The organism is Micromonospora sp. WMMD735 (assembly GCF_049178995.1).
GTDB lineage: Bacteria > Actinomycetota > Actinomycetes > Mycobacteriales > Micromonosporaceae > Micromonospora > Micromonospora wenchangensis.
In genome coordinates this window covers 1,403,404-1,423,758 of the sequence record NZ_JBMHMJ010000002.1, presented here as the reverse complement: position 1 = coordinate 1,423,758, position 20,355 = coordinate 1,403,404, and the positions used below count along the sequence as shown (strand labels likewise).

Here is a 20,355-nt window from a genome sequence, read left to right as displayed (position 1 = left end):
GCGGACTGCCTGCCGGTGCTACGTGATGAGGCGATAGTTGGGGATGCCCCGGGTGCGTTCCTCGGCGGGCAGATCAAGGGAGAGCGCCCTGACCCCGTCGGGAATGGGTGCCCTGGAGAGGTGAATTCCCTCCAGGCAGGTGTCGCACCAGAACGAGGCATAGCCGTGTCGAGCTTCTGGGGGAGCGGTGAAGACCAGGCGTAGCGTCTGATGCCCGCAGTTCGGGCACGGAAGATCGGAGAAGCCCGGCAGGGTGCGGTACACGACGTCGTACGCGTCCAGCCACTCATCGAAGTTTGCCATCAACGCACTCCCTCTGGCCTGACCGGATGGTCGTTCCACCATCGTTCCTCATGGGCATACGCCCGGTCTTCGAAGGCGTCGGCCTCGTTGCGGGTGGTGGGGTAGGGACGGCCGTCACGGAGTTCCGACACGTGGAACTTCTCGTGCTCAAGGGTCCGGGCCAGATCCTCCTCGCTGCGGAACGCTTCGCGGCAGAGCATGACCGACTGATCGGGTCTGGTCACCCCACACACGCCTGAGATCCGGTTGTTGATATTGAAGCGAATGCCGGATACGTCGATGCCGTATTTGGTGGCGACCTCCTGTACCGACTCCAGGCTCATGGGCATCCGGGGCCCGTGGCCTTTGGCTCGTACTCGATTGAGGTCATCAGCGGCGGGGTCGGCGTGCCGGAGCCGGCTGAGGAGTTGCTTGAGTTTCTCGATGAGGTCGCCGAGGCGGCGTAGTTCCGGCAGCAACCGTCGCAGGCTGGCCAGCAGCCCGCGTAGCAGCCGGGCGATCCGCGCCGCCCACGAGCCCACCAGCGTGGTCACCTGCTCCACCACCCACGGCGTGGCGAGCCCGCCGGTGGCGAGCAGTTCGCCCGCGTACACGATGAGGCGGGAGACGCAGGCGGCGATGGCGTCGCGGACGAGGAGCCGGACGGCGGCGACGAGGCCGGCGGCGCCCTCGGTGGCGGTGGCGAGGGTGTCGGCGCCCTCGGCGAGGCCGGTGATCGCCCGGTGCTGCTCGGCGGCCCAGGCCCGGTAGGCGCTGCCGGCGCTGCCATCCCAACCGGTGACCTCGGTGCGCACCGCGTGGGTCAGTTCGGCGGCGTCCTGCCGGAGGGCTGCGGCGACGTTGCGCCAGGTCTGGGCGTGGGCGGTGATCTGTGCGGGGTCGCCGGCGAGCCAGTCCAGGGCTTCGCTGAGCGGCCTGACGTGTTCGATGAGCCAGGCGATGCCGTACTGGAGCAGCGCACCGACCGGGTCGGAGACCAGCGCGAGGGCGTCCAGGCCGGCACTGACCACGCCGAGGCTGCCGTCGATCCAGCTGCCGGTGCGCACACCCTGGGCGATGAGTTCGATGTCCTCGCAGATCCAGATCCCGGCCCACGCGCTGGGGCCGGCGTCCGACGCCGTGGCGACCAGCGGGTTGCCGGTCACCGGCCGTCCCGTATCCGGTCGAGGTGTCGGGCGGCGCGGGTGTCGACGGCCCGGTAGCCCGCGGCGCTGGACCGCAGCTTCGCGGCGGTGTCACGGACCGATCCGGCGGCGGTGCCGACGCCGTCGACCAGGATCTGCTGGAGGCCGCCGAGCAGCGCCGGCATGATCGCGCAGAGTTGCCCGTACGCGTCGGCGTCGAGCTGGACGTGTCGGCCGGCCCTGCCGGCGGTGTCGAGGCTGTCGGCGCAGCGGTCGAGGTGGGCGGCGTGCCGGTTCAGGTCGTCCGGGTCGACCCGGATGCCGTCACCGGCGGGCATCCGGCGTGCCCGGCCCGGCGTCGAGTCGCCGCCGGTGGGACTCGATGATCGCCCGGGTGGCCGGGTCGTCGACGCCGAGGGCCCGGGTGGTGGCGTCGGTGAGCTGCCGTAGCAGGTCGGTGCGGGCGGCCCGGGTGGTCGCCATGATCTGCCGGGCGGTGTGGGCGGCGGAGTGCTGCCGGGTCTGCTCGTCGAGCCGCAGGTCGACCAGCAGGCCGGTGGAGTCGACGGTGACCTCGATGGTGCGGTCGGAGCTGCGGGCGGTGCCGGTCAACGCCTGCGCGTCGGCGGACAGGGCCCGTGCCCGTTCCGCCTGCCCGACGAGCGACGACTCCCACTCGTCGAGCCGGCGTGCTGCGGCGTCCAGTGCCGACTCGTCCGCCCACATCCGACCCTCCCCAGGGGACAGTGGCCCCGACGTCACCTCGCCCGGTGGCGTCGGCCCGCCGTGGTCGACCGACCCGACGTCACCGACACGGTAGCAACCGGTTACGCGCGGCAGTGTCCCGTCGGGTCGGGCCTGGCGGCCGGCGGTGCCGCTGTCCGTTCCTCGACGCTCCCCGATCAGGGTCGGGGGTTGCCGGGCGGCCCTCGAGCGTCCATTATGCTCACAGCGCGTACTGGCAACGATGCCCTCGGTAGTCGCGCACCCTGTGAGTGAAGGGAATCCCGCGTGAACTGGATCGCCCGGACGGGCCTGCCGCTGCGGCGGCGGGGCCCGGGAACGACCACCCCCCTGCGTGCCGTCCTGGCCGCCCTCGCCGTCTTTGTCGCGGGGGTGGCCGCCACGTTCACCGTCGCCACGCCGGCCAGCGCCGCGACCACGACGATCTGCAAGAGTTCCCCGATCCCCGCCGGCTACGTGATCGTGGCGGAGGGGTCGTCGGCGTCCTGCCCCTACAGCTTCCCGAACACGTGGACCATCACCACGCCGTCGACCACCTCGACCACCGTCGTGTGCAAGGTCTCCACCATCCCGCCCGGCTACGTGATCCTGGCGGAGGGGTCGTCCGCGTCCTGCCCGTACAGCTTCCCGAACACGTGGACCATCAAGATCCCGCCGACCGGCTCGGCGAGCGTGATGTGCAAGGCGTCCACCCTGCCGTCCGGTTTCGTAATCGTCGCGCAGGGGTCGTCGGCGTCCTGCCCGTACAGCTTCCCCAACACCTGGACCATCACCACCCCGTCCACCACGGGCATCACCGTCATCTGCTCGGCCTCGCCGATCCCCGCCGGTTATGTCGTGGTCGGCACCGGCTCGTCGGCGTCCTGCCCGTACAGCTTCCCGAACACCAAGAGCATCAGGCTGCCCTGACGGGCGGGCTCGGGCTGCGGCTCCGGACGGGGGCCGTGGCCCGGCTCACCGCCGACGCCGAGCCCCGCGCGTCGCGCCGGCCCGGCCCGGGTGCGTAGAGTTCCCGGGTCGGGCCGGCGGTCGGCCCCGGACGCGAGGGCGGGACGATAGCGGACATGACGGTGGACAACGTCGGACAACCGGTTCCCGACGCCGGCACCCCCGGCGTCGACCAGGGCGACCTGGCGGCCGCGCTGCGGGTCTTCGCGGCGCTGGAGTCGCTGCCCAGCGACCACCCGGACGTGGTACGGGTGCAGCGCGCCACCGCCCGGCTGTTCAAGATGGTGAAGCAACGGCGACGCGAGGAGCGGCGGGACGCCGTCCTGGCGCACGACCGGGCCGTGACGGCCGCCACCGCCACCGGCGCCCCGGGGCGGATCGACGACGAGACCAAGGGCATCCCGCTGGCCTCACCCACCGCCGGGGACACCGCCGGAACGCTGATCAACCCGCGCGGCTGCTACATCTGCAAGACCCGGTACCGCCAGGTGGACGCGTTCTACCACCAGCTCTGCCCCGACTGCGCCACGCTCAACCGGGAACGCCGCGACGCCCGGTGCGACCTCACCGGGCGGCGGGCCCTGCTCACCGGGGGCCGCGCCAAGATCGGCATGTACATCGCGCTGCGCCTGCTGCGCGACGGCGCGCACACCACGATCACCACCCGGTTCCCGCACGACGCGGTCCGCCGGTTCACCGCCATGCCCGACAGCGCCGACTGGCTGCACCGGCTGCGCGTGGTCGGCATCGACCTGCGCGATCCCGCCCAGGTGGTGGCGCTCGCCGACTCGGTCGCCGCGCAGGGCCCGCTGGACATCCTGATCAACAACGCCGCGCAGACCGTACGCCGCACCCCCGGCGCGTACGCCCACCTGGTCGCCGCCGAGTCGGCGGCGCTGCCCGAGGGGCCGCTGCCGGAGCTGCTCACCTTCACCGGCGGCCGGGGCGTCACCCTGGCGCTGCCCGAGGGCACCCTGCCGACGCCCACCATCGCCCCGCACGCCCTCACCGCGCTGGCGTTGACCGGCCGGTCCGCCACGCCGGAGCGGATCGCCGCCGCCACCGCCGTCGACGCCGGTGGGCTCGCCCCCGACCTGGGGGACACCAACAGCTGGGTGCAGCGGGTGCACGAGGTCGACCCGGTCGAGCTGCTCGAGGTGCAGCTGTGCAACGTGACCGCCCCGTTCGTGCTGGTCAGTCGGCTCCGGCCGGCGTTGGCCGCCGCACCCACCGGGCGGGCGTACGTGGTGAACGTGTCGGCGATGGAGGGGCAGTTCGCCCGGGGTTACAAGGGGGCGGGGCACCCGCACACCAACATGGCGAAGGCGGCGCTGAACATGCTCACCCGCACCAGCGCCGAGGACATGCGCGCCGACGGCATCCTGATGACCAGCGTCGACACCGGGTGGATCACCGACGAGCGCCCGCACCCGACGAAGATGCGCCTGGCCGACGAGGGGTTCCACGCCCCGCTGGACCTGGTCGACGGGGCCGCCCGGGTGTACGACCCGATCGTGCGTGGCGAGCGGGGCGAGGAACTGTACGGCTGCTTCCTGAAGGACTACGCGCCCTGCGCCTGGTGAACGGCGCGGGGCAACCCCGGCCCGGGAGACGATCGGCGGAGTCAGGCCACCCGGGGGACCGGCAGCATGCCCCGGTGGGCGGTGCCCGAGATGTCGCCGGTCTGGTCGACGGCCGGTGATCGCGGCGCGACCGGGGCGGTGGCGTCGAACGGGCGGGACGGCCCGCCGGCGGGCGGGACGACCGGCAACACCGTGGTCGGGGTGGACGACGCCTCGATCTCGGCCAGCACGGCGCGCAGCCGGGACACGTCGTCGAGGGCCATCCGGAACGACCCCCGGCAGGTCGTTCCGCTCCACAGGGACAGCACCACCGCTGCCCGCTCCGGGTGGTAGCTGACCCGCATCGTCCGGTCGTCGCCCCGCGTGTCGGTGAACAGGTCACCGAAGCTGGGCATCGGCAGTACCTCTCCCATCCGTCCAGCATGCCCGAGCCGACGGCGACCGGGAAGCCCCGACGGATCAGTCGGGCAATCGGGGCGTTTCCCGGCCGGGCCGGGTGGCTCGGCGTCCCCGGAGGAGGAACCGGGTCAGCCCTGGGCGGTGGCCGAGGGGAGGGCGCTGCCGCCCCGGGGTGCCTCGCCGGCCATCAGCCGGGCGATCTCCGCCCGGTCGGCGGCCGACGGCAGTCCCCACTGCGGCTGGTAGCCGTAGACCTCCCGCAGCGGGCGGGCCGAGGTCCGGCCGTCGAGGATCTCGACGGCGTCGGTGTCGATCAGCCCCGGGTGCTCCACGCCGCACGCCTCCGCCACCTTGACCAGGTCCCGGCGCAGGGTGCCGATGTAGTTGGCCGCCCGTACCGACTTGCGGGCCGGGTCCAGGCCCCGGGCCAGCCAGGCGTTCTGGGTGGCGACCCCGGTGGGGCAGGTGTCGGTGTGGCACTTCTGCGCCTGGATGCAGCCGATCGCCAGCATCGCCTCCCGGCCCACGTTGACCAGGTCGCAGCCGAGCGCGAAGGCCACCACGGCGTTGTCCGGCAGCCCGAGCTTGCCCGCGCCGACGAAGACGGTCTGCTCGTGCAGCCCCCGCTCGGCGAAGGTGCGGTAGACCCGGGCGAAGCCCTGCTGGAACGGCAGCGACACCGAGTCGGTGAAGATCAGCGGTGCGGCGCCGGTGCCGCCCTCGCCGCCGTCGACGGTGACGAAGTCGACGCCCCGGCCGGTGTCGCGCATCAGCGTGGTCAGCTCCTCCCAGAACCCCAGGTCGCCGACGGCGGACTTGATGCCGACCGGCAGCCCGGTCTCGGCGGCCAGCAGCTCCACCCAGTCCAGCAGGCTGTCGCAGTCGGAGAACTCGGCGTGCCGCGACGGGCTCACGCAGTCCTGCCCGGCGGTGATCCCCCGGGTGGCGGCGATCTCGGCGGACACCTTCGCCCCGGGCAGCAGCCCGCCCAGGCTGGGCTTCGCGCCCTGGCTGAGCTTGATCTCCAGGGCCCGCACCGGTGCCCCGGCGACCAGGTCGCGCAGCCGGGCGAGGTCGAACCGGCCCCGGGCGTCCCGGCAGCCGAAGTACGCCGTACCGAGCTGGAAGACCAGCTCGCCGCCGTGGCGGTGGTACGGCGACAGACCGCCCTCGCCGGTGTTCTGCAGGCAGCCGGCCAGCGCCGCCCCCTGGTTGAGGGCGGACACCGCGTTGCCGGACAGCGAGCCGAAGCTCATCCCGGAGATGTTGACCACCGATCCGGGGCGGAACGCCTTCGCCCGGCCGCGCGGCCCGCCGAGCACCTTGGCCGCCGGCAGCCGTACGTCGTGCCCGGCGGCCGGAACCGACGACGGGACGGTTCGGGCGAACGTGCGGTGTTTGATGATCGGGTAGCCGGGGCTGCGTTCGACGTCGTTGTCGGTGCCGAACCCGAAGTAGTTGTTCTCCTGCTTGGCCGAGGCGTAGATCCACCGCCGCTGGTCCCTGGTGAACGGGCGTTCCTCGTCGTTGCCGGCGACGATGTACTGCCGCAGCTCCGGCCCGATCGCCTCCAGCAGGTACCGGGCCCGCCCGACCAGCGGGAAGTTGCGCAGCAGCGCATGGTCACGTTGGAGGATGTCGCGGGCGGCGAGGCCGACGGCGGCGGCGGCGATCACGGGTACGGTGCGGCGGGCCCACGTCATGCCGGCCACACTCCCCGCTGCCGCCGCCGCCCAAACGCCCCTGCCCGCGTGGCGCGTGGTCAGCGCCGCAGCGACTGCCGCACGACGCCGCCGACCAGGGCGCACCAGGTGCTGGTGGAGACCCGGCCGGTGCGGGGCAGATTGTGCAGCGCCTGGAGGTCCTGCACGGCGCGGCGGGTGGCCGGGTCGTAGCTGCCGGTGACGGCGACCTCGGCGTAGCCCTTCCAGTTCAGGATGAACTGCACCGCCTGCACGGGCAGGCCGGTGGCGTCGCGGTCCAGTTCGGGCGCGAGGGTTTCCCAGGTGGGGGCGGTCAGGGTGGCGTCGACGTCGACGGGGATGCCGTTGCGGGCCTGCCAGTCGCCGACGGCGGCGACGGTGGCGGCGTCGAACGTGCCGCTCGGGGTGACCGGGTAGCCCCGGTAGGCCAGCAGGTACTGGGCGACCTGGACGCCGGGGGCGTTGACGAAGCGCCACAGGTCGGGCCAGCGGCGCTCCGGCACGTCGACCGGGCGGGTGCCGAGCCGGCGGAACACCTCCCGGCGCACGCCGGGGAAGAGGCGGTAGAACTGCGCGCCGGGGCAGAGCGTGGCGCGGAAGTCCCAGTGGCCGAAGATGTCGTGGGCGTGCAGGCCGTACTGCCGGCAGATGGTGGTGCAGAGCCGGACCAGCGAGTCGAGCAGCGCCTGCGGCGGGGTGTCGGTGACGTAGGTGCCCTCGTTCTCGATGCCGATGGCCCGGCCGTTCTCGCCGGGGCAGTGCGCCGAGATCATCTGCCGGTCGCCGGCCCGCAGCCGGTCCAGGCTGCCGTGCCGTCCCTCCAGGACGTAACCGCCCCGGCTGACGGTGAAGTGCTGGCCGGTGTCCGACCAGCCGTTGCCGTCCATGTGCAGGTCCTGGCAGTCGTGGGCCAGGGTGACCGCCTGCTCGCGGGAGTAGTCGGTGACGTTCGGGAAGGCCATGTGGTGCACGATGATCTTGTTGGTGGGGATCGTGCTGACCGGCAGCGGGTCGGCCGGCGGCCGGGCGTCCCACTCGTCACAGCCGATGATCCAGTCCAGGTCCGCGCCGGGGGCGGCGGCCCTGGCCTCGCCCGGCAGGGTCAGTTCGGAGCCGACGACCGCGACGGTGGCCGCGCCGAGGCCGGCCCGCAGCAGCGTACGACGGTCGAGTGCGGGGCGTACGACGGGCATGGCATCTCCTCGGCGACCGGCGACGGCACTGGCGACGAATCTGAAAACTAGCTCCAACGGTTCCGCGTGAGATGGAGGATATTGCCATCTCCGTGGTCGGCGCTAGAGGGCGTCATCGATCGATTCTGCCCATCGTCGCGGCGTGCCGGGCGGAACTGTCCGGATTTCCCGCCGTCGGGGGGTGGCCCGGGTGGGCCGCTCAGCCGGCGACGGCGAAGTCGTCCAGGGCGGCCAGCAGGTGCCGCCGGGTCCCCACCGTGCCGAAGTGACCCGCCCCCTCGACCACGTGCAGGCGCGAATCCGGCCAGGCCCGGTGCAGTTCCCAGGCGGTGGCCAGCGGGCTGCCCAGGTCGACCCGGCCGTGGATCAGCACGCCCGGGATGCCGGCGAGCCGGTCGGCCCGCCTGATCAGCTCACCCTCGGCCAGCCAGGCCCCCTGCGAGAAGTAGTGCGCGCAGATCCGCACCATCGCGGTCCGCTCGGCCGACGGGCGCTCGCCGTACGGGTTGCCCACCCCCTCGGCGGAGACCACCGCGTCCTCCCAGGCGCACCAGTCCCGCACCGCCCGCTCGCGGACCTGCGGGTCCGGGTCCTCCACCAGCCGGGCGTACGCGCCGACCACGTCGTCGTCCGGGCCGACGCCGCCGCCGGCGAGGAACCGTTCCCACTCGCGGGGGAAATACTTGCCGACACCCCGGTAGAGCCAGTCGACCTCCGACCGGCGGGTGGTGGTGACCGCCCCGATCACGATCGCCGACACCCGCCGCGGGTGCCGCTGCGCGTACGCCAGCAGCAGCGTCGAGCCCCACGAGCCGCCGTAGAGCAGCCACCTGTCGACGCCCAGGTGCTCGCGCAGCCGTTCCATGTCGGCGACCAGATGCGCGGTCGTGTTGTGCCGCAGGTCGGTGGCCGGGTCGGCGGCGTGCGGGGTGCTGCGCCCGCAGTTGCGCTGGTCGAACAGGACCACCCGGTAGCGGGCCGGGTCGAAGTACCGCCGGGCCCACGGGCCGCAGCCGGAACCTGGTCCACCGTGGACCACCAGCGCCGGGCGGCCCGCCGGGTTGCCGCAGACCTCCCAGTAGACCGCGTTGCCGTCGCCGACGTCGAGCATGCCCTGGTCGTACGGCTCGATCGGCGGGTACCGCTCGTCCATCGGTGGACCTCCCCGGGGTCGCGATATACAACAGCGCTGTTACATTACGGCATGCCCGACGAAGCGTCCGACCCCGCACTGCTCGGCACCCGGCTGCGGCACCTGCTCGAACTGCTCGACGGCGACGTCGCCGCCGTCTACGCCGACCTCGGGCTGCCCGGCCTGCGCCCCCGCTACACCCCGGTGCTGATCGCGCTCGACCGGCTCGGCCCGGTGTCGATCCGTACCCTCGCCGGGGCGACCGGGGTGACCCACTCCGCCGCCAGCCAGACGGTCGCCCGGATGGCGGCCGACGGGCTGGTCACCCTCACCCCCGGTGCCGACGCCCGGCACCGCATCGTCACCCCCACCGACCGGGCCCGGGACCTGCTGCCCGTCCTGCACGCCGAGTACGCCGCCACCGCCACCGCCGCCCGCCGGTTCGAGGCGGAGCTGGCGTACCCGCTGAGCCGCCTCGTCGACGAGGCCCTGGCCGCGCTGCGGCGGCGGTCGATGCGGCAACGCGTCGCCGACGTCGCCCCGCAGCTCGCCCGCCCGACCGGCCACGACCCTCGCGACCGGCCGGCGACCCCGACCGGGTGACCGGAAACAATCTCCGCGCCCGGACGTCCGGACGCGAGGAAACAACCGTTGCGCCGATGGACCGCAGCTCGACCCGGGTAAGAATGATCAGTGTGGCCCTGACCTGTGACCAGTCCCGGCGGACCGGAAAGGCCGGCGGGTGACCGGCGACTGGAGGTTGTCCGGCTACACCCCGGTACGACAGCTCGGCACGGGCGCGTCCGGCCGGGTGCTGCTCGCCACCCACGACGCCACCGGCACCCCGGTCGCCATCCGCTACCTCACCCCGTCCCTCGGTGCCGACCCCGCCTTCCGGATGGCCTTCCGGGAGCAGGCGCGGCTGCTGGTCGACGTGGACGATCCGCACGTCTGCCGGCTCTTCGAGTACGCCGAGTCGCACTCCGCCGCCGCGATCGTCACCGAACTGGTCAACGGGGTGGCGCTGCGCGAGCTGCTGCGCGCGCACGGCCCGGTCCCGCCGGAGGCCGCGCTCCACGTCCTCAAGAGTTCGCTCGCCGGGCTCGCCGCCGCGCACGCCCGGGGCGTGGTGCACGGCGACCACCGGCCGGAGAACGTCCTCGTCACCCCGGACGGCCGGGGCAAGCTCACCGACCTCGCCATCGCCCTGCCCACCGGCACCGGCCGCCGGCTGGCCCCCGAACAGTGGACGGGCGCCCCCGCCGAGCCGGCCGGCGACATCTACGCCGCCACCGCCACGTTCGTCGAGTGCCTCACCGGGCGACCCCCCTACGACGGGCGGGACCTGGCGACCCTGCGCGCCCAGCACAGCGCCGCGCCGGTTCCGGACGCCCCGACCCCGGCACCCGTGCACGACCTGCTCCGGCACGGGCTGGCCTGGTGCCCCGGCGACCGTACCCAGCCGGCCGAGATCTTCCTCACCGAGCTGGAACACACCGCCGCCCGGTCGTACGGCGGGGACTGGGAGGAACGCGGCCGGCGTCAGCTCGCCCAGCGTGTCGCGCTGCTCGCCGCGTCCCTGCCCCTGCCCGACGGGGCACCCGGAGCCGGCGAGGTGGCGGACGCCCCCGACGCCGATCCCCACCCGGCCCTGCGGCGCGGCGGCCTGCGCAGCGTCCTGGTCGGGGTGGGCCTGACCGCCACCCTGCTGGTCGGCGTCGTCGCGCTGGGGGTCGCCGCCCGGCGGTCCGGCCCGCTCACCCTCGCCGAGGGCGCCGTCGGGCCGGGAGCGACCGCCGCCACCACCCGCAGCCCCGCGCCGCTGGCCGCCGCGCCCGCCATCACCGTCGTGCCGGCCGAGCCGAGCCGCAGCCCCACCCCGGCGGCGAGCACCGCCGGTGCGCCGACCAGCACCGCCCCGACCCGGTCCGCCGCCGCGACCACCACCCGGGTACGCACCCCGAGTCCCGCGCCGCCGACGACGCCGACCGTCCCGCTCCTGCCGCCGGACGTGTCGCCACCGACCGTGTCCCTCCCCGACGTCGCCCCGACCACCGTGGAGCCGCAGGGCTGCTCCAACGGGGTCACCGCGGCCGCGGTCACCGCGACGGTCGTCGACGACCGGGCGGCCGGCGACGGACTCCGGGTGGTGTTCCGGTACACCCTCGACGGTGCCACCCGGACCGTCGGCATGGACCAGACCGCGCCGGACGTCTTCCAGGGCACCCTCGGTGACCTGCCGGCACCCCCGGCGACCGCCCGGATCCCGATCCAGGTCGTCGCCGTCGACGACGCCGGCAACGCGTCCGCGCCCACCGGCCCGGTCGTGGTGTCACTGCTGCCCGCCTGCACGTCGCGCTGACCGGGCCGGCCGGGTGCCGGACCCGTCGGGTTTCCGGCGACCGGGCCGGGGGTAGCTTCGGGGGCCGACCGAGCTGACGGTGGAGGACCACGGATGACAGACAAGTTCAGCGATGCGGTGGGCGACGCCCTGCGGGCGGTGATGCTCTTCCTGCCCAAGGCGGTGGCCTTCGTGGCGATCCTGGTGGCCGGCTGGTTGATCGCCAAGGCCGTCCGCAGGATCGTCGACAAGGTGCTGGAACGGGTGCACTTCGACCGGGCCGTCGAACGGGGCGGGATCAAGACCGCGCTGGCCCGTTCCCGCTACGACGCCAGCGACATCGTCGCCAAGCTCGCCTACTACGGGGTGCTGCTGGTGACCCTCCAGCTCGCCTTCGGCATCTGGGGCCCCAACCCGATCTCCGACCTCATCGCCGGGGTGATCGCCTGGCTGCCCCGGGCGTTCGTCGCGATCGTCATCGTGGTCGTCGCCGCCGCCATCGCCAACGCGGTCAAGGACATCATCAGCAGCGCGCTCGGCGGCCTGTCCTACGGTCGGGTGCTGGCCAACATCGCCTCGGTGTTCATCCTCGGCCTGGGGGTGATCGCCGCGCTCAACCAGATCGGCGTCGCCACCGCGGTCACCACGCCGGTGCTGGTCGCCGTGCTCGCCACCGTCGGCGGCATCCTCGTCGTCGGGGTCGGCGGCGGGCTGGTCCGCCCGATGCAGGCCCGCTGGGAGTCCTGGCTGACCCGCGCCGAGCAGGAGTCGCGCACCATCGCCACCCACGCCCGCGCCTACCAGGCCGGCCGGCGCGACGTCGAGACCCGGCTGGACCCGTACGCGGAGGCCGAACGCACCCAGCCGGTCCCCACCACCCCCGCCCCGGTCCCCGCCCCGGCCGCGCCGGTCCCCGCCCCGCCCGCGCCGGTTTCCCCCACGCCGCCTGCGGCGGTGGCGGTGGACGACGACGCCGAGCGTACCCAGGTGGTGACCCGCCCCGACGACGTCGAGGCGACCCAGGTCGTGCCACGCCAGGCCGGACCGGCCGACGGTCCCGCCACCGACAGCGAGGCCACCATGGTCATCCCCCCGGTGGACCCGGAGACCCCCCGCCGCTGACCGTGCCGCGCGACGGGGGCGGACGCCGCAGCAGGCTCCGCCCCCGTCGGCAGACGGACACCGCACCGGGGCCGCGCCGCAGGCCGCAGCCGGCTAGCATCGGGCACATGACCTGGCGATGGTGACCCTCCCCTGAAGGCCGAAACCGTGGACCGCCACGGACGCCGTACCTCCCGCGTCCGTTCCGTCCCCGGGAAAGGCCCTGATGAACTCCCTCTCCGCGCGGGTGCCCGACACCCGTGTCCGCCGGCTGTCCGTCACGCTCTACGGCTACCTGTTCCTCAGTGATCTCGTCCTGCTCTACCCGGTGTACGTGCTGCTGTTCAGCGACACCGGGCTCACCGTCGGACAGATCTCCGCGCTCTTCGTGATCTGGTCGGTGACCGCGATCGTGCTGGAGGTCCCCTCCGGGGCCTGGGCCGACGCCGTCTCCCGACGTCTGCTGCTCTGCCTCGCGCCGCTGCTCATCGGGGCCTGCTTCGCGCTGTGGGTGCTGGCCGGGTCGTGGTGGGCGTTCGCACTCGGCTTCGTCCTCTGGGGGGCGGGCGGCGCGCTCGGCTCCGGCGCCCTGGAGGCGTTGGTCCACACCGAACTCGACCGGCTCGGCGCGGCCGGCCGCTACGCCCGCACGATGGGGCGGGGACGGACCGCCGGGGTGCTCGGGGTGCTCGCCTCGATGGTCCTGGCCGGACCGGTCCTCGCCGCCGGCGGTTACCGGGCGGTCGGTGCGGCGAGCGTGCTGTCCGCCGTCCTGGCCGCCGCCGTCGCCACCCGCTTCCCGGAGCACCGGTCCGTCCCGCCGCCCACCGCTCCCGCCGACGGGCCGGCCGGGCCGGGCTGGCGGGCGGGCCTGCGGGCCGGCCTCGCCGAGGCCCGCGCCGACCGGCGGGTACGGGCGGCCGTGCTGCTCGTCCCGGCGGTGGCGGCGGTCTGGGGCGTCCTCGACGAGTACGCCCCGCTGCTGGCCCGCGACACCGGCGTCGCGGCGTCCACGGTGCCGCTGCTGCTCCTGCCGGTCTGGCTCGGGATGACCGTCGGCGGGCTGCTCGCCCCGGCGGCGGAACGCCTGACCGACCGCGGCTACGCGGCACTGCTCACCCTGGCCGCGGTCGCCCTGGCCGCCGGGGCCGCCGTCCGGCATCCGGGAGGCTTCCTGCTGCTCGGGGTCGCGTTCTGTGCGCTGCAACTGGCCACCGTGCTCGCCGACGCCCGCCTCCAGGACCGGATCACCGGCCCGGGACGGGCCACCGTCACCTCGGTCGCGGGCATGGGCACCGACCTGGCCATGGTCGTGGCCTACGCCGGTTACGCGCTGGTCGCCGCGACCGGCGGGCATCCGCTGGCGTTCGTGGCGGCGGCCGTGCCGTACCTGCTGGTGGCCGGGGTGCTGGCGGGGTCGGGGCGGGCCGGTGACCGCCCGGTGGCACCGCAGCGCCCGACGACGTCGGCGGCACGGTGAACCGGCCCGTCAGGAGGGGGCACGGCGGCGGTGCCGGGATCAGTCCGGTGACGCGTCCAGGTAGACCCAGTTGCCGTCCTCGCGGACGAACCGGCTGTGCTCCGTCATCGTGCCCGGCTGCCCGGCCTCGCGGTAGTGGGCGCGGAACGTCACCGTGCCGGCGGTGTCCAGCAGCCCGCCGCGCGTGCTGTCGACGATCTCCAGCCGGGTCCACCGGGTGGCGGGGTCGAGGTGCAGCCGACGGGGCCGGGTCGTGGAGTGCCAGCTCCGCAACAGGTAGTCGGCGTCGCCGACGGCGAAGGCGCTGAACCGGGAACGCATCAACGCCTGCGCGGTCGGGGCCGTGCCGTGGCCGGCGTGCAGCGGCCCGCAGCAGTCGTCGTACGGCAGGCCGGTGCCGCAGGGACAGGGCCGCAGGGACGCGTGTTTCGCCACCCGCCCATCCTGCCGCAACCGCCGGACGGGCCGACCCAGGGTCGGCCCGTCCGGGTGCGGCGGTCAGGAGGCGTAGCCGCGGCTGGCGATCCAGTCGCCGAGGTTGTCGACGGTGATGCGGTACGAGGCGGTGTCCGGGTTGGCGGAGTCGGCGATGGTCACGGTCCTGCCGTCGTCGTGGTAGCCGGTGACGCTGATGTAGTGGCCGCCCTCGAAGGAGTGGGCGTTGCCGTCGGTGTCGGTGGTGGTGCCGGCGATGTTGGCGACCACGGCGCGGCCGTCGTCGATGGCGCGGACGATGTCGGCGCGCAGCGTGTCGGTCTGCCTGTCGTCGGCCTTGCTGCTGCGGATCTCGGTGCTGTGGTAGGCGTCGCGGCCGGTCTCCCGGTTGAGCACCGGGGTGATGTCGTTGATGCTGTCGGTGCCGTCCTCGGTGGTGCGCATGTGCTTGGCCATGGTGTCCACGTCGATGTTCTTGCCCTGCACGCTCAGCGCGTTGCGGGCGGCGGCCGGGCCGCAGTAGTAGAAGTTGGGCTGCGCCTCGTAGTCGACCTTCAGCTCACGCTCACCGGCCGGCTTGCGGTCGGCCTGGACGGCGGCGGGGCGGGTGGTCCCGGCGGCGTGGGCGGCGATCGCGGGGCCGGCGACGCCACCGGCGGTGGCGGCCAGGCCGGCGACGGTCAGGGCGGTCTTGCGCAGGATGTCGGTACGCATGGGGAGGCTCCTCTGCGTCGGGGGTGCGGTGGACGCCCGGGGGAGAGGGCGTCGCGGAAGTCAGGAGGGAAGCGCGCGGCGGTCGGGGGGACCTGCTCGGGCGTCCGGGGGAGGTGTAACCGACCCGGTGGCGACCGCATTCCGTGGTCGGTGTTCCGGGGCCTGCTCCCCGCGGGGAGCGGCGGTGATATGCCAGGTACAACGCCCCGGCCCCGGCGACGATTCCGCCGTCGGGGTGGCCCCGGCCACGCGACACCGGCCCCGGAGGCGACACACCGGCGGTGACCGCGCGCCACGCCGGCCCGCCCACCGGACACCGACGGCGACGTCGCCCCGTACCGGCCGGCGGGCCGCGTGCCGCGCAGGCGGGCGGTGGCGAACTGGGCGAACCCGACATTCCGCACAGACGGCGATGCCCGGGGCGAACCCATGTCCTCGCCCCCGGAGTGGGGCGGCGGTCCACCGCTAGCCTGGACGGTCATGAACGTCGCACAGCGGGACGGCCGGCGGCACCGGTGGGTACGCCGGTGAGCCCCACCCAGCGCCTCCTCGACACCGACCAGGTCCGCCGGTACGTCGCGGCCTGCCTCGGGCCCGCCGTGCGGGTCACCGACTGCGGGCCACTGCGCGGAGGCGGATTCGCCGCCGTCTGGTGGGTACGGCTCGACGACGGTCGTGCCGTGGTGCTCAAGGTGGGGCCACCGCCGTCGGTGCCGCTGCTGCGCTACGAACGCGACCTGATCGCCGCCGAGGCACGCTACCTGCGGCTGGTGGCGGCACACGCGCCGGCCGTACCCGTGCCCCCGCTGCTGCACCACGGCAGTGACCCGGTCCTCGGGGACTGGCTGCTCACCGGCCACCTCCCCGGGCGGATGCTGTCCACCCTCGTCGCCGACGGCGTGCCGGTCGACGGGGTGTGGACCGGGCTGGGTGCCGCGTTCGCCGCCCTGCACCGGGTGACCGGCGACCGGTACGGCTACGACGGCGGTCGGGCCGCCGGGTCGACCTGGCGCTCGGCGTACACCGCGATGCTGGACGACCTGCTCGCCGACGCGGCGGACTGGGCGGTGTCGCTGCCGCTGCCGGCCGACCGGTTGCGGGCCCTGGTCGCCCGGCACGCCGGGGTGCTGGAGGCGGTGCGCCGTCCGGCGCTGCTGCACTTCGACGGCTGGGCGGGCAACGTCCTCGCCGTGCCGGGCCCGGACGGCGGGCACCGGCTCGGCGGGCTGGTCGACGGTGAGCGGTTCCTGTACGGCGACCCGCTGCTGGACCTGGTGTCGCCGCTGCTGTTCCGCCGCGCCGAGGACGCCCCGGACGACCCGTTCCTGCGCGGCTACCGCACGGCCGGGGCGCGGCTTGCGCTGGACGATCCGGGGGTACGCCGCCGGCTCGGCCTCTACCGGCTCTACCTCTACCTGCTGATGACGGTGGAGGCGCCCAGCCGGGGGATCACCGTGGACACCGAACCCGACCGGTTCCGGATCCTGACGCGGCTGCTCGACGAGGAACTGTCCGACCTGGACGGGACCTGACCGGGGGCGGTGGGGTCAGAGCCAGCCGGAGCGGCGGAACAGCCGGTGCAGGGTGAACGCCGCGGTCGCCATCAGCGCCAGCGCGGCCGGGTAGCCGTACCGCCAGGACAGTTCGGGCATCCGGGCGAAGTTCATCCCGTAGACCCCGGCGACCGCCGTCTGGGTGGCCGCGATCGCCGCCCACGCCGCGATCTTGCGCATGTCGTTGTTCTGGTCGACGGCGAGCTGGGCCAGCCGGGACTGCAGAAGCGAGTTGAGCAGCTCGTCGTAGGCGGTGATCCGGTCGACCGCCCGGGTGAGCCGGCCCTCGACGTCGACGTACCAGCGGCGCAGCCCCGCCGGCAGGCCGCCGTCGGGGCCGGCGACCAGGGCACGCAGCGGCTCCTGGAGCGGCAGGACCGCCCGCTTGAACTCGACCAGCTCCCGTTTGAGCTGGTAGATCTGCTGGATGTCGGCGGCGTGGTCGGGGGCGAAGACGGTCTCCTCGACGCGTTCCAGGTCCCGTTCGAGGTGGGCGGCGACCTCGAGGTAGAGGTCGACCATGCGGGCGGTCACCGCGTACGCCACCGCCCACGGACCCTCGGCGAGCAGCGACGGGCGGCCCTCGATCTCGCGGCGGACCGGCGCGAGGGCACCGGACGCGCCGTGCCGGACGGTGACCACGAACCGGTCGCCCAGCAGCACCATCACGTCGCCGGTGTCCACCACGTCGGAGGTCGCGGTCAGCTCGCCCTGGGCGACGTAGGCGGCGGTGCGCAGCACCAGCAGGGTGACCGGGCCGTGCCGCTGCACGGTGGGGCGGTGCCCGTCGGCGAGCGCCTGCGCCACGGTCAGCTCGTCGAGGCCGAAGACCTGCCCGACGGCGGCGAGCACGGCCGCGCCCGGGTCGTGCAGGCCCAGCCAGACGAAGGCGTTGCGGCCGCGTCGGGAGCGGGCGTACGCGTCGGCGTAGTGCGGCCGGTCGGCCTCGCGGCGGCCGTTGACGTAGACCGCGCAGTCGACCACGGCGTCCGGGTTGGACCGGCGGGCCGGTCGGTCGGGGGTGTCCCCGGGACGTCGGCGCAGCCGGCCGACCAGGGTGCCGAGCCGGGGCCCGAGCAGGGTCGTCAGCGCTCGCCGCTCCACCGTTACCTCCGCCTCGCCGCCCGTCCGCCGGCCCACCGTAGTAGGGCGGCGCGACACCGGGCGGGGCGGGTCAGCCGACGGCGGTGGCCCGTACGACGACGTTGTCGGAGTAGTCGCGGGACCGTTCGTCGAACCGCCCTCCGCAGGTGACCAGGCGCAGGGTCGGTCCCGGTCCGCCCGGCCCGTAGACCAGCGCGGTGGGGAAGTTCCGCTTCGGGTACGCCCCGACGCCGTCGACCGCGAACCGCACCACCCGCCCGTCGGCGCGGGTGACCCGGACGGTGTCCCCGGGGCGCAGCCGCCCCAGGTCGAAGAAGACCGCCGGCCCGTCGCGGGTGTCGACGTGCCCGACGACGACGGCGTTGCCCGCCTCGCCGGGGCTGGCCCCGGGCCGGTACCAGCCGGCGACGGTGGGGCGGTCCAGCGGCGGCACCTCCAGGGTGCCGTTCGGGTCGCCGGCCACGGGCACCAGGTCGGCGTGCACGCCGATGGCGGGGATGTCGATGCGCACCGGGGTGGAGCGGGGCAGGGCCGGGATCGGGGAGCGGCTGGTGTTGCCGCCGCTGACGTCGATGCTCGGCTGGGGTGGTCCGACCGGTCCGAGGGTCAGCCCGGCGGCGATCAGCGCGATCCCGGCGGTGCCGCTGACCGTGACCGCGGTGACGGCGGCGCGGGTCCGGCCCGCCCACTCGCGTACGCCCATCGCCCGTCCTCCCCGACGTCCGATGTGGTCGGGGTGCCCGTACCGGTTCGGTGCGGGCACCCGTCCCCAGGGATGGTGTGGCGCGTCGCCGACCGACGCCTGTCGTGTCGTCAGGCGACGGTGCCCGCCGCCGCCCGGCGTCGGCGGCGCAGCAGCACGGTGGTGCCGAGCGCGGCGGCACCGGCGAGGGCGCCGCCGGCGGCCAGCAGGCCGGTGTTGCCGGTGCCGCCACCGGCCCCGGCGGGTGCCGCGCCGATCGGCGTGACGGTGAAGGTGGCGCTGCCGGCGGAGCTGCCGTCGCCGCAGGTGGCGGCCACGGTGTAGCTGCCCAGGGTGAACCCGGCGGTGAAGAGTTCGGCGCTGAGCCCACCGCCCGCCGCGGCGGTGGTGGAACGGACATTCTGGTCCCGGTCCGGGCCGGTGACGTGGAAGAGCACGTCACCCGCCTTCGGGTTGCAGGTCGTCGCGGTGAGCACGACCGTCCCGCCGACCGGCGTGGTGGCCGGCGACACCGTGGTGTCCGCGAGTGCGGCGGTCGGGAGCAGGAGCGTGCCGAGTCCCACGCCGAGCGCCGTCGATACGAGAACCTTCTGTGCCTTCATACGCGTCTTCCCTCACTTTTCGTCCGCTGTCTGCGTGGGACGTCGTTCGGGTGGCCAACTCCGTAACTAGCACCGGTGTGCCCAACACTAGGAGGGATGGGCCCTCCTACCGGGGTAAATGAGAAATCTTCGTTGCCGTCACGTGTTTTCCCGTCCGCCGCCGAGCTGCGGAAATGCCCGGACACTGCGGACACCCCACGCCGACCCACAACCCAGCCTCCTAGGATGCTGTAGGGGTGGTGACCCACCCGCCGGCGGGTCCGCCCCGGAACGCGACGGACCCGCCGGAACCGGGATCAGCGTCGACGGGCCTGGAGGGTGTACGTCTGGGGGAGCCGCCACGGGCGTTCGGTCAGCCGCCACTCGCCGTACGCGTCGCGGGTCTGCCGCCCCGGCAGCGCGTCCCAGGGGGCGCTGTCGTGCTCGTGCAGCATGGTCAGCTCCAACCCGGCGTCGAGCAGGGCGGTGACCACCTCGCCGAGGCCGTGGTTCCACTCGTGGGTGGTGTTGTGGGTGAAGGTGGCCTCGGTGCTCACGTAGGTGCCGCCCTCGTCCCACACCAGCGGTTCGGCGCGCTCGAAGTACGGGTGCTCGACGGCCAGCACGCCGTCCGGCCGGGTCTCGTCCAGGGCCCACAGCATCGGGTGCCCCTCACGCAGGAACAGCCGCCCGCCCGGACGCAGCAGGGCGGCGACCACGCCCGCCCAGCAGCGGATGTCCGGCAGCCAGCACAACGCGCCGACGCCGGTGTAGACCAGGTCGAAACCGCCGACGCCGAGCACGTCGGGCGCGTCGTACACGTCGGCCAGGACGAAGTCGACGGCCGCGTCGGTGCGGTCGGCCAGCGACCGGGCCTGGGCCAGCGACGCGCCGGAGAAGTCCAGGCCGGTCATCCGCGCGCCGAGCCGGTGCAACGACACGGTGTCGGTGCCGATGTGGCACTGCAGGTGCACACCGCGCAGCCCGGCCACGTCACCGAGGCGGGGCAGGTCGAACCGGACCACCTCGCTGAGGTAGTCCGGGTCGGCGGCGAACCGCTGCACGGCGTAGTCGGGGGAGGCGGCGTGGGCGGCGGCCCGGTCGTCCCAGCTGGCCCGGTTGAGGGTGCGGTAGTCGGTGCCGGGCGTCTGCCGGCCCGGCTCGTCGTCGTCGGTCACCGGCCGACGGTGGCAGACGCGGCAGGTCGGCTCAAC

The 20,355-nt window shown here is 74.3% G+C and carries 21 protein-coding genes; 7 read left to right on the top strand and 14 right to left on the bottom strand.

The features are described 5' to 3' along the window. Positions 1-18: 18 nt before the first annotated feature. Genes ACN268_RS06255 through ACN268_RS06240 form a run of 4 tightly spaced genes read right to left on the bottom strand, consistent with a single transcriptional unit; the run spans position 19 to position 2,153 of the window. On the bottom strand, positions 19-303 hold the full coding sequence (locus ACN268_RS06255; RefSeq protein WP_421482187.1) for a hypothetical protein: 285 nt from the start codon (positions 301-303) through the stop codon (positions 19-21). After that, on the bottom strand, positions 303-1,448 hold the full coding sequence (locus ACN268_RS06250) for a WXG100 family type VII secretion target (RefSeq protein ID WP_421482186.1): 1,146 nt from the start codon (positions 1,446-1,448) through the stop codon (positions 303-305). Before ACN268_RS06250 ends, ACN268_RS06255 begins: the two co-directional genes overlap by 1 nt. Beyond that, entirely contained in the window at positions 1,445-1,765 is a 321-nt protein-coding gene (locus ACN268_RS06245; RefSeq protein WP_421482185.1) for a type VII secretion target, read from the bottom strand. The genes ACN268_RS06250 and ACN268_RS06245 overlap by 4 nt, the downstream gene beginning before the upstream one ends. Next, positions 1,752-2,153, bottom strand: coding sequence for a YbaB/EbfC family DNA-binding protein (locus ACN268_RS06240; protein ID WP_421482184.1), 402 nt, complete (start codon positions 2,151-2,153; stop codon positions 1,752-1,754). Before ACN268_RS06240 ends, ACN268_RS06245 begins: the two co-directional genes overlap by 14 nt. A gap of 285 nt (positions 2,154-2,438) precedes the next feature. Between ACN268_RS06240 and ACN268_RS06235 the strand changes: the two genes are divergently transcribed. Both ACN268_RS06235 and ACN268_RS06230 read left to right on the top strand, forming a co-directional pair. Continuing rightward, positions 2,439-3,080: a hypothetical protein gene (locus ACN268_RS06235; protein WP_421482183.1), complete on the top strand. Its 642-nt coding sequence runs from the start codon at positions 2,439-2,441 to the stop codon at positions 3,078-3,080. 155 nt (positions 3,081-3,235) lie between these two features. Next, positions 3,236-4,702, top strand: a complete 1,467-nt coding sequence (locus tag ACN268_RS06230; protein ID WP_421482182.1) for an SDR family NAD(P)-dependent oxidoreductase — start codon at positions 3,236-3,238, stop codon at positions 4,700-4,702. A gap of 41 nt (positions 4,703-4,743) precedes the next feature. On the opposite strand, the gene ACN268_RS06225 is transcribed toward ACN268_RS06230, so the two are convergent. The 4 genes from ACN268_RS06225 to pip all read right to left on the bottom strand — a co-directional run bounded on the left by ACN268_RS06225 (position 4,744) and on the right by pip (position 9,150). After that, a complete protein-coding gene (locus ACN268_RS06225; protein ID WP_421482181.1) occupies positions 4,744-5,115 on the bottom strand; it encodes a hypothetical protein in 372 nt (123 codons plus the stop codon). A 114-nt stretch (positions 5,116-5,229) separates the two neighbouring features. Next, positions 5,230-6,804: a glutamate synthase-related protein gene (locus ACN268_RS06220; RefSeq protein WP_421482180.1), complete on the bottom strand. Its 1,575-nt coding sequence runs from the start codon at positions 6,802-6,804 to the stop codon at positions 5,230-5,232. Between the two features lie 59 nt (positions 6,805-6,863). Then, entirely contained in the window at positions 6,864-7,997 is a 1,134-nt protein-coding gene (locus ACN268_RS06215) for a peptidoglycan-binding protein (protein WP_421482179.1), read from the bottom strand. A gap of 199 nt (positions 7,998-8,196) precedes the next feature. Continuing rightward, positions 8,197-9,150, bottom strand: coding sequence for a prolyl aminopeptidase (gene pip / locus ACN268_RS06210; protein WP_421482178.1), 954 nt, complete (start codon positions 9,148-9,150; stop codon positions 8,197-8,199). 51 nt (positions 9,151-9,201) lie between these two features. Here pip and ACN268_RS06205 point away from each other — a divergent pair, with 51 nt between their 5' ends. The 4 genes from ACN268_RS06205 (at position 9,202) to ACN268_RS06190 (ending at position 14,051) form a co-directional block, all read left to right on the top strand. After that, positions 9,202-9,732 (top strand): MarR family winged helix-turn-helix transcriptional regulator, encoded by a 531-nt coding sequence (locus ACN268_RS06205; protein WP_421482176.1) that lies wholly within the window; start codon positions 9,202-9,204, stop codon positions 9,730-9,732. A 139-nt stretch (positions 9,733-9,871) separates the two neighbouring features. Then, positions 9,872-11,491, top strand: a complete 1,620-nt coding sequence (locus tag ACN268_RS06200; protein ID WP_421482175.1) for a serine/threonine-protein kinase — start codon at positions 9,872-9,874, stop codon at positions 11,489-11,491. 93 nt (positions 11,492-11,584) lie between these two features. Beyond that, the gene (locus tag ACN268_RS06195) at positions 11,585-12,592 is read left to right on the top strand and encodes a mechanosensitive ion channel family protein (RefSeq protein WP_421482174.1); all 1,008 of its coding nucleotides are present in this window, start codon (positions 11,585-11,587) and stop codon (positions 12,590-12,592) included. Positions 12,593-12,797: 205 nt separating this feature from the next. After that, positions 12,798-14,051, top strand: coding sequence for an MFS transporter (locus ACN268_RS06190; RefSeq protein WP_421482173.1), 1,254 nt, complete (start codon positions 12,798-12,800; stop codon positions 14,049-14,051). A 39-nt stretch (positions 14,052-14,090) separates the two neighbouring features. On the opposite strand, the gene ACN268_RS06185 is transcribed toward ACN268_RS06190, so the two are convergent. Together ACN268_RS06185 and ACN268_RS06180 are read right to left on the bottom strand one after the other, a co-directional pair. After that, the gene (locus ACN268_RS06185) at positions 14,091-14,486 is read right to left on the bottom strand and encodes a YchJ family protein (RefSeq protein ID WP_421482172.1); all 396 of its coding nucleotides are present in this window, start codon (positions 14,484-14,486) and stop codon (positions 14,091-14,093) included. 63 nt (positions 14,487-14,549) lie between these two features. Then, the gene (locus ACN268_RS06180; protein ID WP_421482171.1) at positions 14,550-15,200 is read right to left on the bottom strand and encodes a C39 family peptidase; all 651 of its coding nucleotides are present in this window, start codon (positions 15,198-15,200) and stop codon (positions 14,550-14,552) included. 527 nt (positions 15,201-15,727) lie between these two features. Between ACN268_RS06180 and ACN268_RS06175 the strand changes: the two genes are divergently transcribed. Beyond that, positions 15,728-16,732, top strand: coding sequence for a phosphotransferase family protein (locus tag ACN268_RS06175; protein ID WP_421482170.1), 1,005 nt, complete (start codon positions 15,728-15,730; stop codon positions 16,730-16,732). Positions 16,733-16,747: 15 nt separating this feature from the next. Here ACN268_RS06175 and ACN268_RS06170 read toward each other — a convergent pair whose 3' ends face one another. From ACN268_RS06170 to ACN268_RS06155, 4 genes are all read right to left on the bottom strand, one after another. Continuing rightward, positions 16,748-17,857, bottom strand: a complete 1,110-nt coding sequence (locus ACN268_RS06170; RefSeq protein WP_421482169.1) for a magnesium and cobalt transport protein CorA — start codon at positions 17,855-17,857, stop codon at positions 16,748-16,750. Between the two features lie 70 nt (positions 17,858-17,927). Then, the gene (locus ACN268_RS06165) at positions 17,928-18,560 is read right to left on the bottom strand and encodes a class F sortase (protein WP_421482168.1); all 633 of its coding nucleotides are present in this window, start codon (positions 18,558-18,560) and stop codon (positions 17,928-17,930) included. Positions 18,561-18,670: 110 nt separating this feature from the next. Beyond that, the gene (locus ACN268_RS06160) at positions 18,671-19,162 is read right to left on the bottom strand and encodes a hypothetical protein (RefSeq protein ID WP_357927740.1); all 492 of its coding nucleotides are present in this window, start codon (positions 19,160-19,162) and stop codon (positions 18,671-18,673) included. A 296-nt stretch (positions 19,163-19,458) separates the two neighbouring features. Next, positions 19,459-20,319 carry a class I SAM-dependent methyltransferase gene (locus tag ACN268_RS06155; RefSeq protein ID WP_421482167.1) on the bottom strand — a complete coding sequence of 287 codons (861 nt, stop codon included), beginning with the start codon at positions 20,317-20,319 and terminating at the stop codon, positions 19,459-19,461. Positions 20,320-20,355: the final 36 nt, after the last annotated feature.

Coding starts and splice junctions, on each gene's coding strand:
- ACN268_RS06255 (WP_421482187.1), bottom strand. CDS start 303: ATGGCAAACTTCGATGAGTGGCTGGACGCGTACGACGTCGTGTACCGC.
- ACN268_RS06245 (WP_421482185.1), bottom strand. CDS start 1,765: ATGCCCGCCGGTGACGGCATCCGGGTCGACCCGGACGACCTGAACCGG.
- ACN268_RS06240 (WP_421482184.1), bottom strand. CDS start 2,153: ATGTGGGCGGACGAGTCGGCACTGGACGCCGCAGCACGCCGGCTCGAC.
- ACN268_RS06230 (WP_421482182.1), top strand. CDS start 3,236: ATGACGGTGGACAACGTCGGACAACCGGTTCCCGACGCCGGCACCCCC.
- ACN268_RS06225 (WP_421482181.1), bottom strand. CDS start 5,115: ATGGGAGAGGTACTGCCGATGCCCAGCTTCGGTGACCTGTTCACCGAC.
- ACN268_RS06220 (WP_421482180.1), bottom strand. CDS start 6,804: ATGACGTGGGCCCGCCGCACCGTACCCGTGATCGCCGCCGCCGCCGTC.
- ACN268_RS06215 (WP_421482179.1), bottom strand. CDS start 7,997: ATGCCCGTCGTACGCCCCGCACTCGACCGTCGTACGCTGCTGCGGGCC.
- pip (WP_421482178.1), bottom strand. CDS start 9,150: ATGGACGAGCGGTACCCGCCGATCGAGCCGTACGACCAGGGCATGCTC.
- ACN268_RS06205 (WP_421482176.1), top strand. CDS start 9,202: ATGCCCGACGAAGCGTCCGACCCCGCACTGCTCGGCACCCGGCTGCGG.
- ACN268_RS06195 (WP_421482174.1), top strand. CDS start 11,585: ATGACAGACAAGTTCAGCGATGCGGTGGGCGACGCCCTGCGGGCGGTG.
- ACN268_RS06190 (WP_421482173.1), top strand. CDS start 12,798: ATGAACTCCCTCTCCGCGCGGGTGCCCGACACCCGTGTCCGCCGGCTG.
- ACN268_RS06180 (WP_421482171.1), bottom strand. CDS start 15,200: ATGCGTACCGACATCCTGCGCAAGACCGCCCTGACCGTCGCCGGCCTG.
- ACN268_RS06165 (WP_421482168.1), bottom strand. CDS start 18,560: ATGGGCGTACGCGAGTGGGCGGGCCGGACCCGCGCCGCCGTCACCGCG.
- ACN268_RS06160 (WP_357927740.1), bottom strand. CDS start 19,162: ATGAAGGCACAGAAGGTTCTCGTATCGACGGCGCTCGGCGTGGGACTC.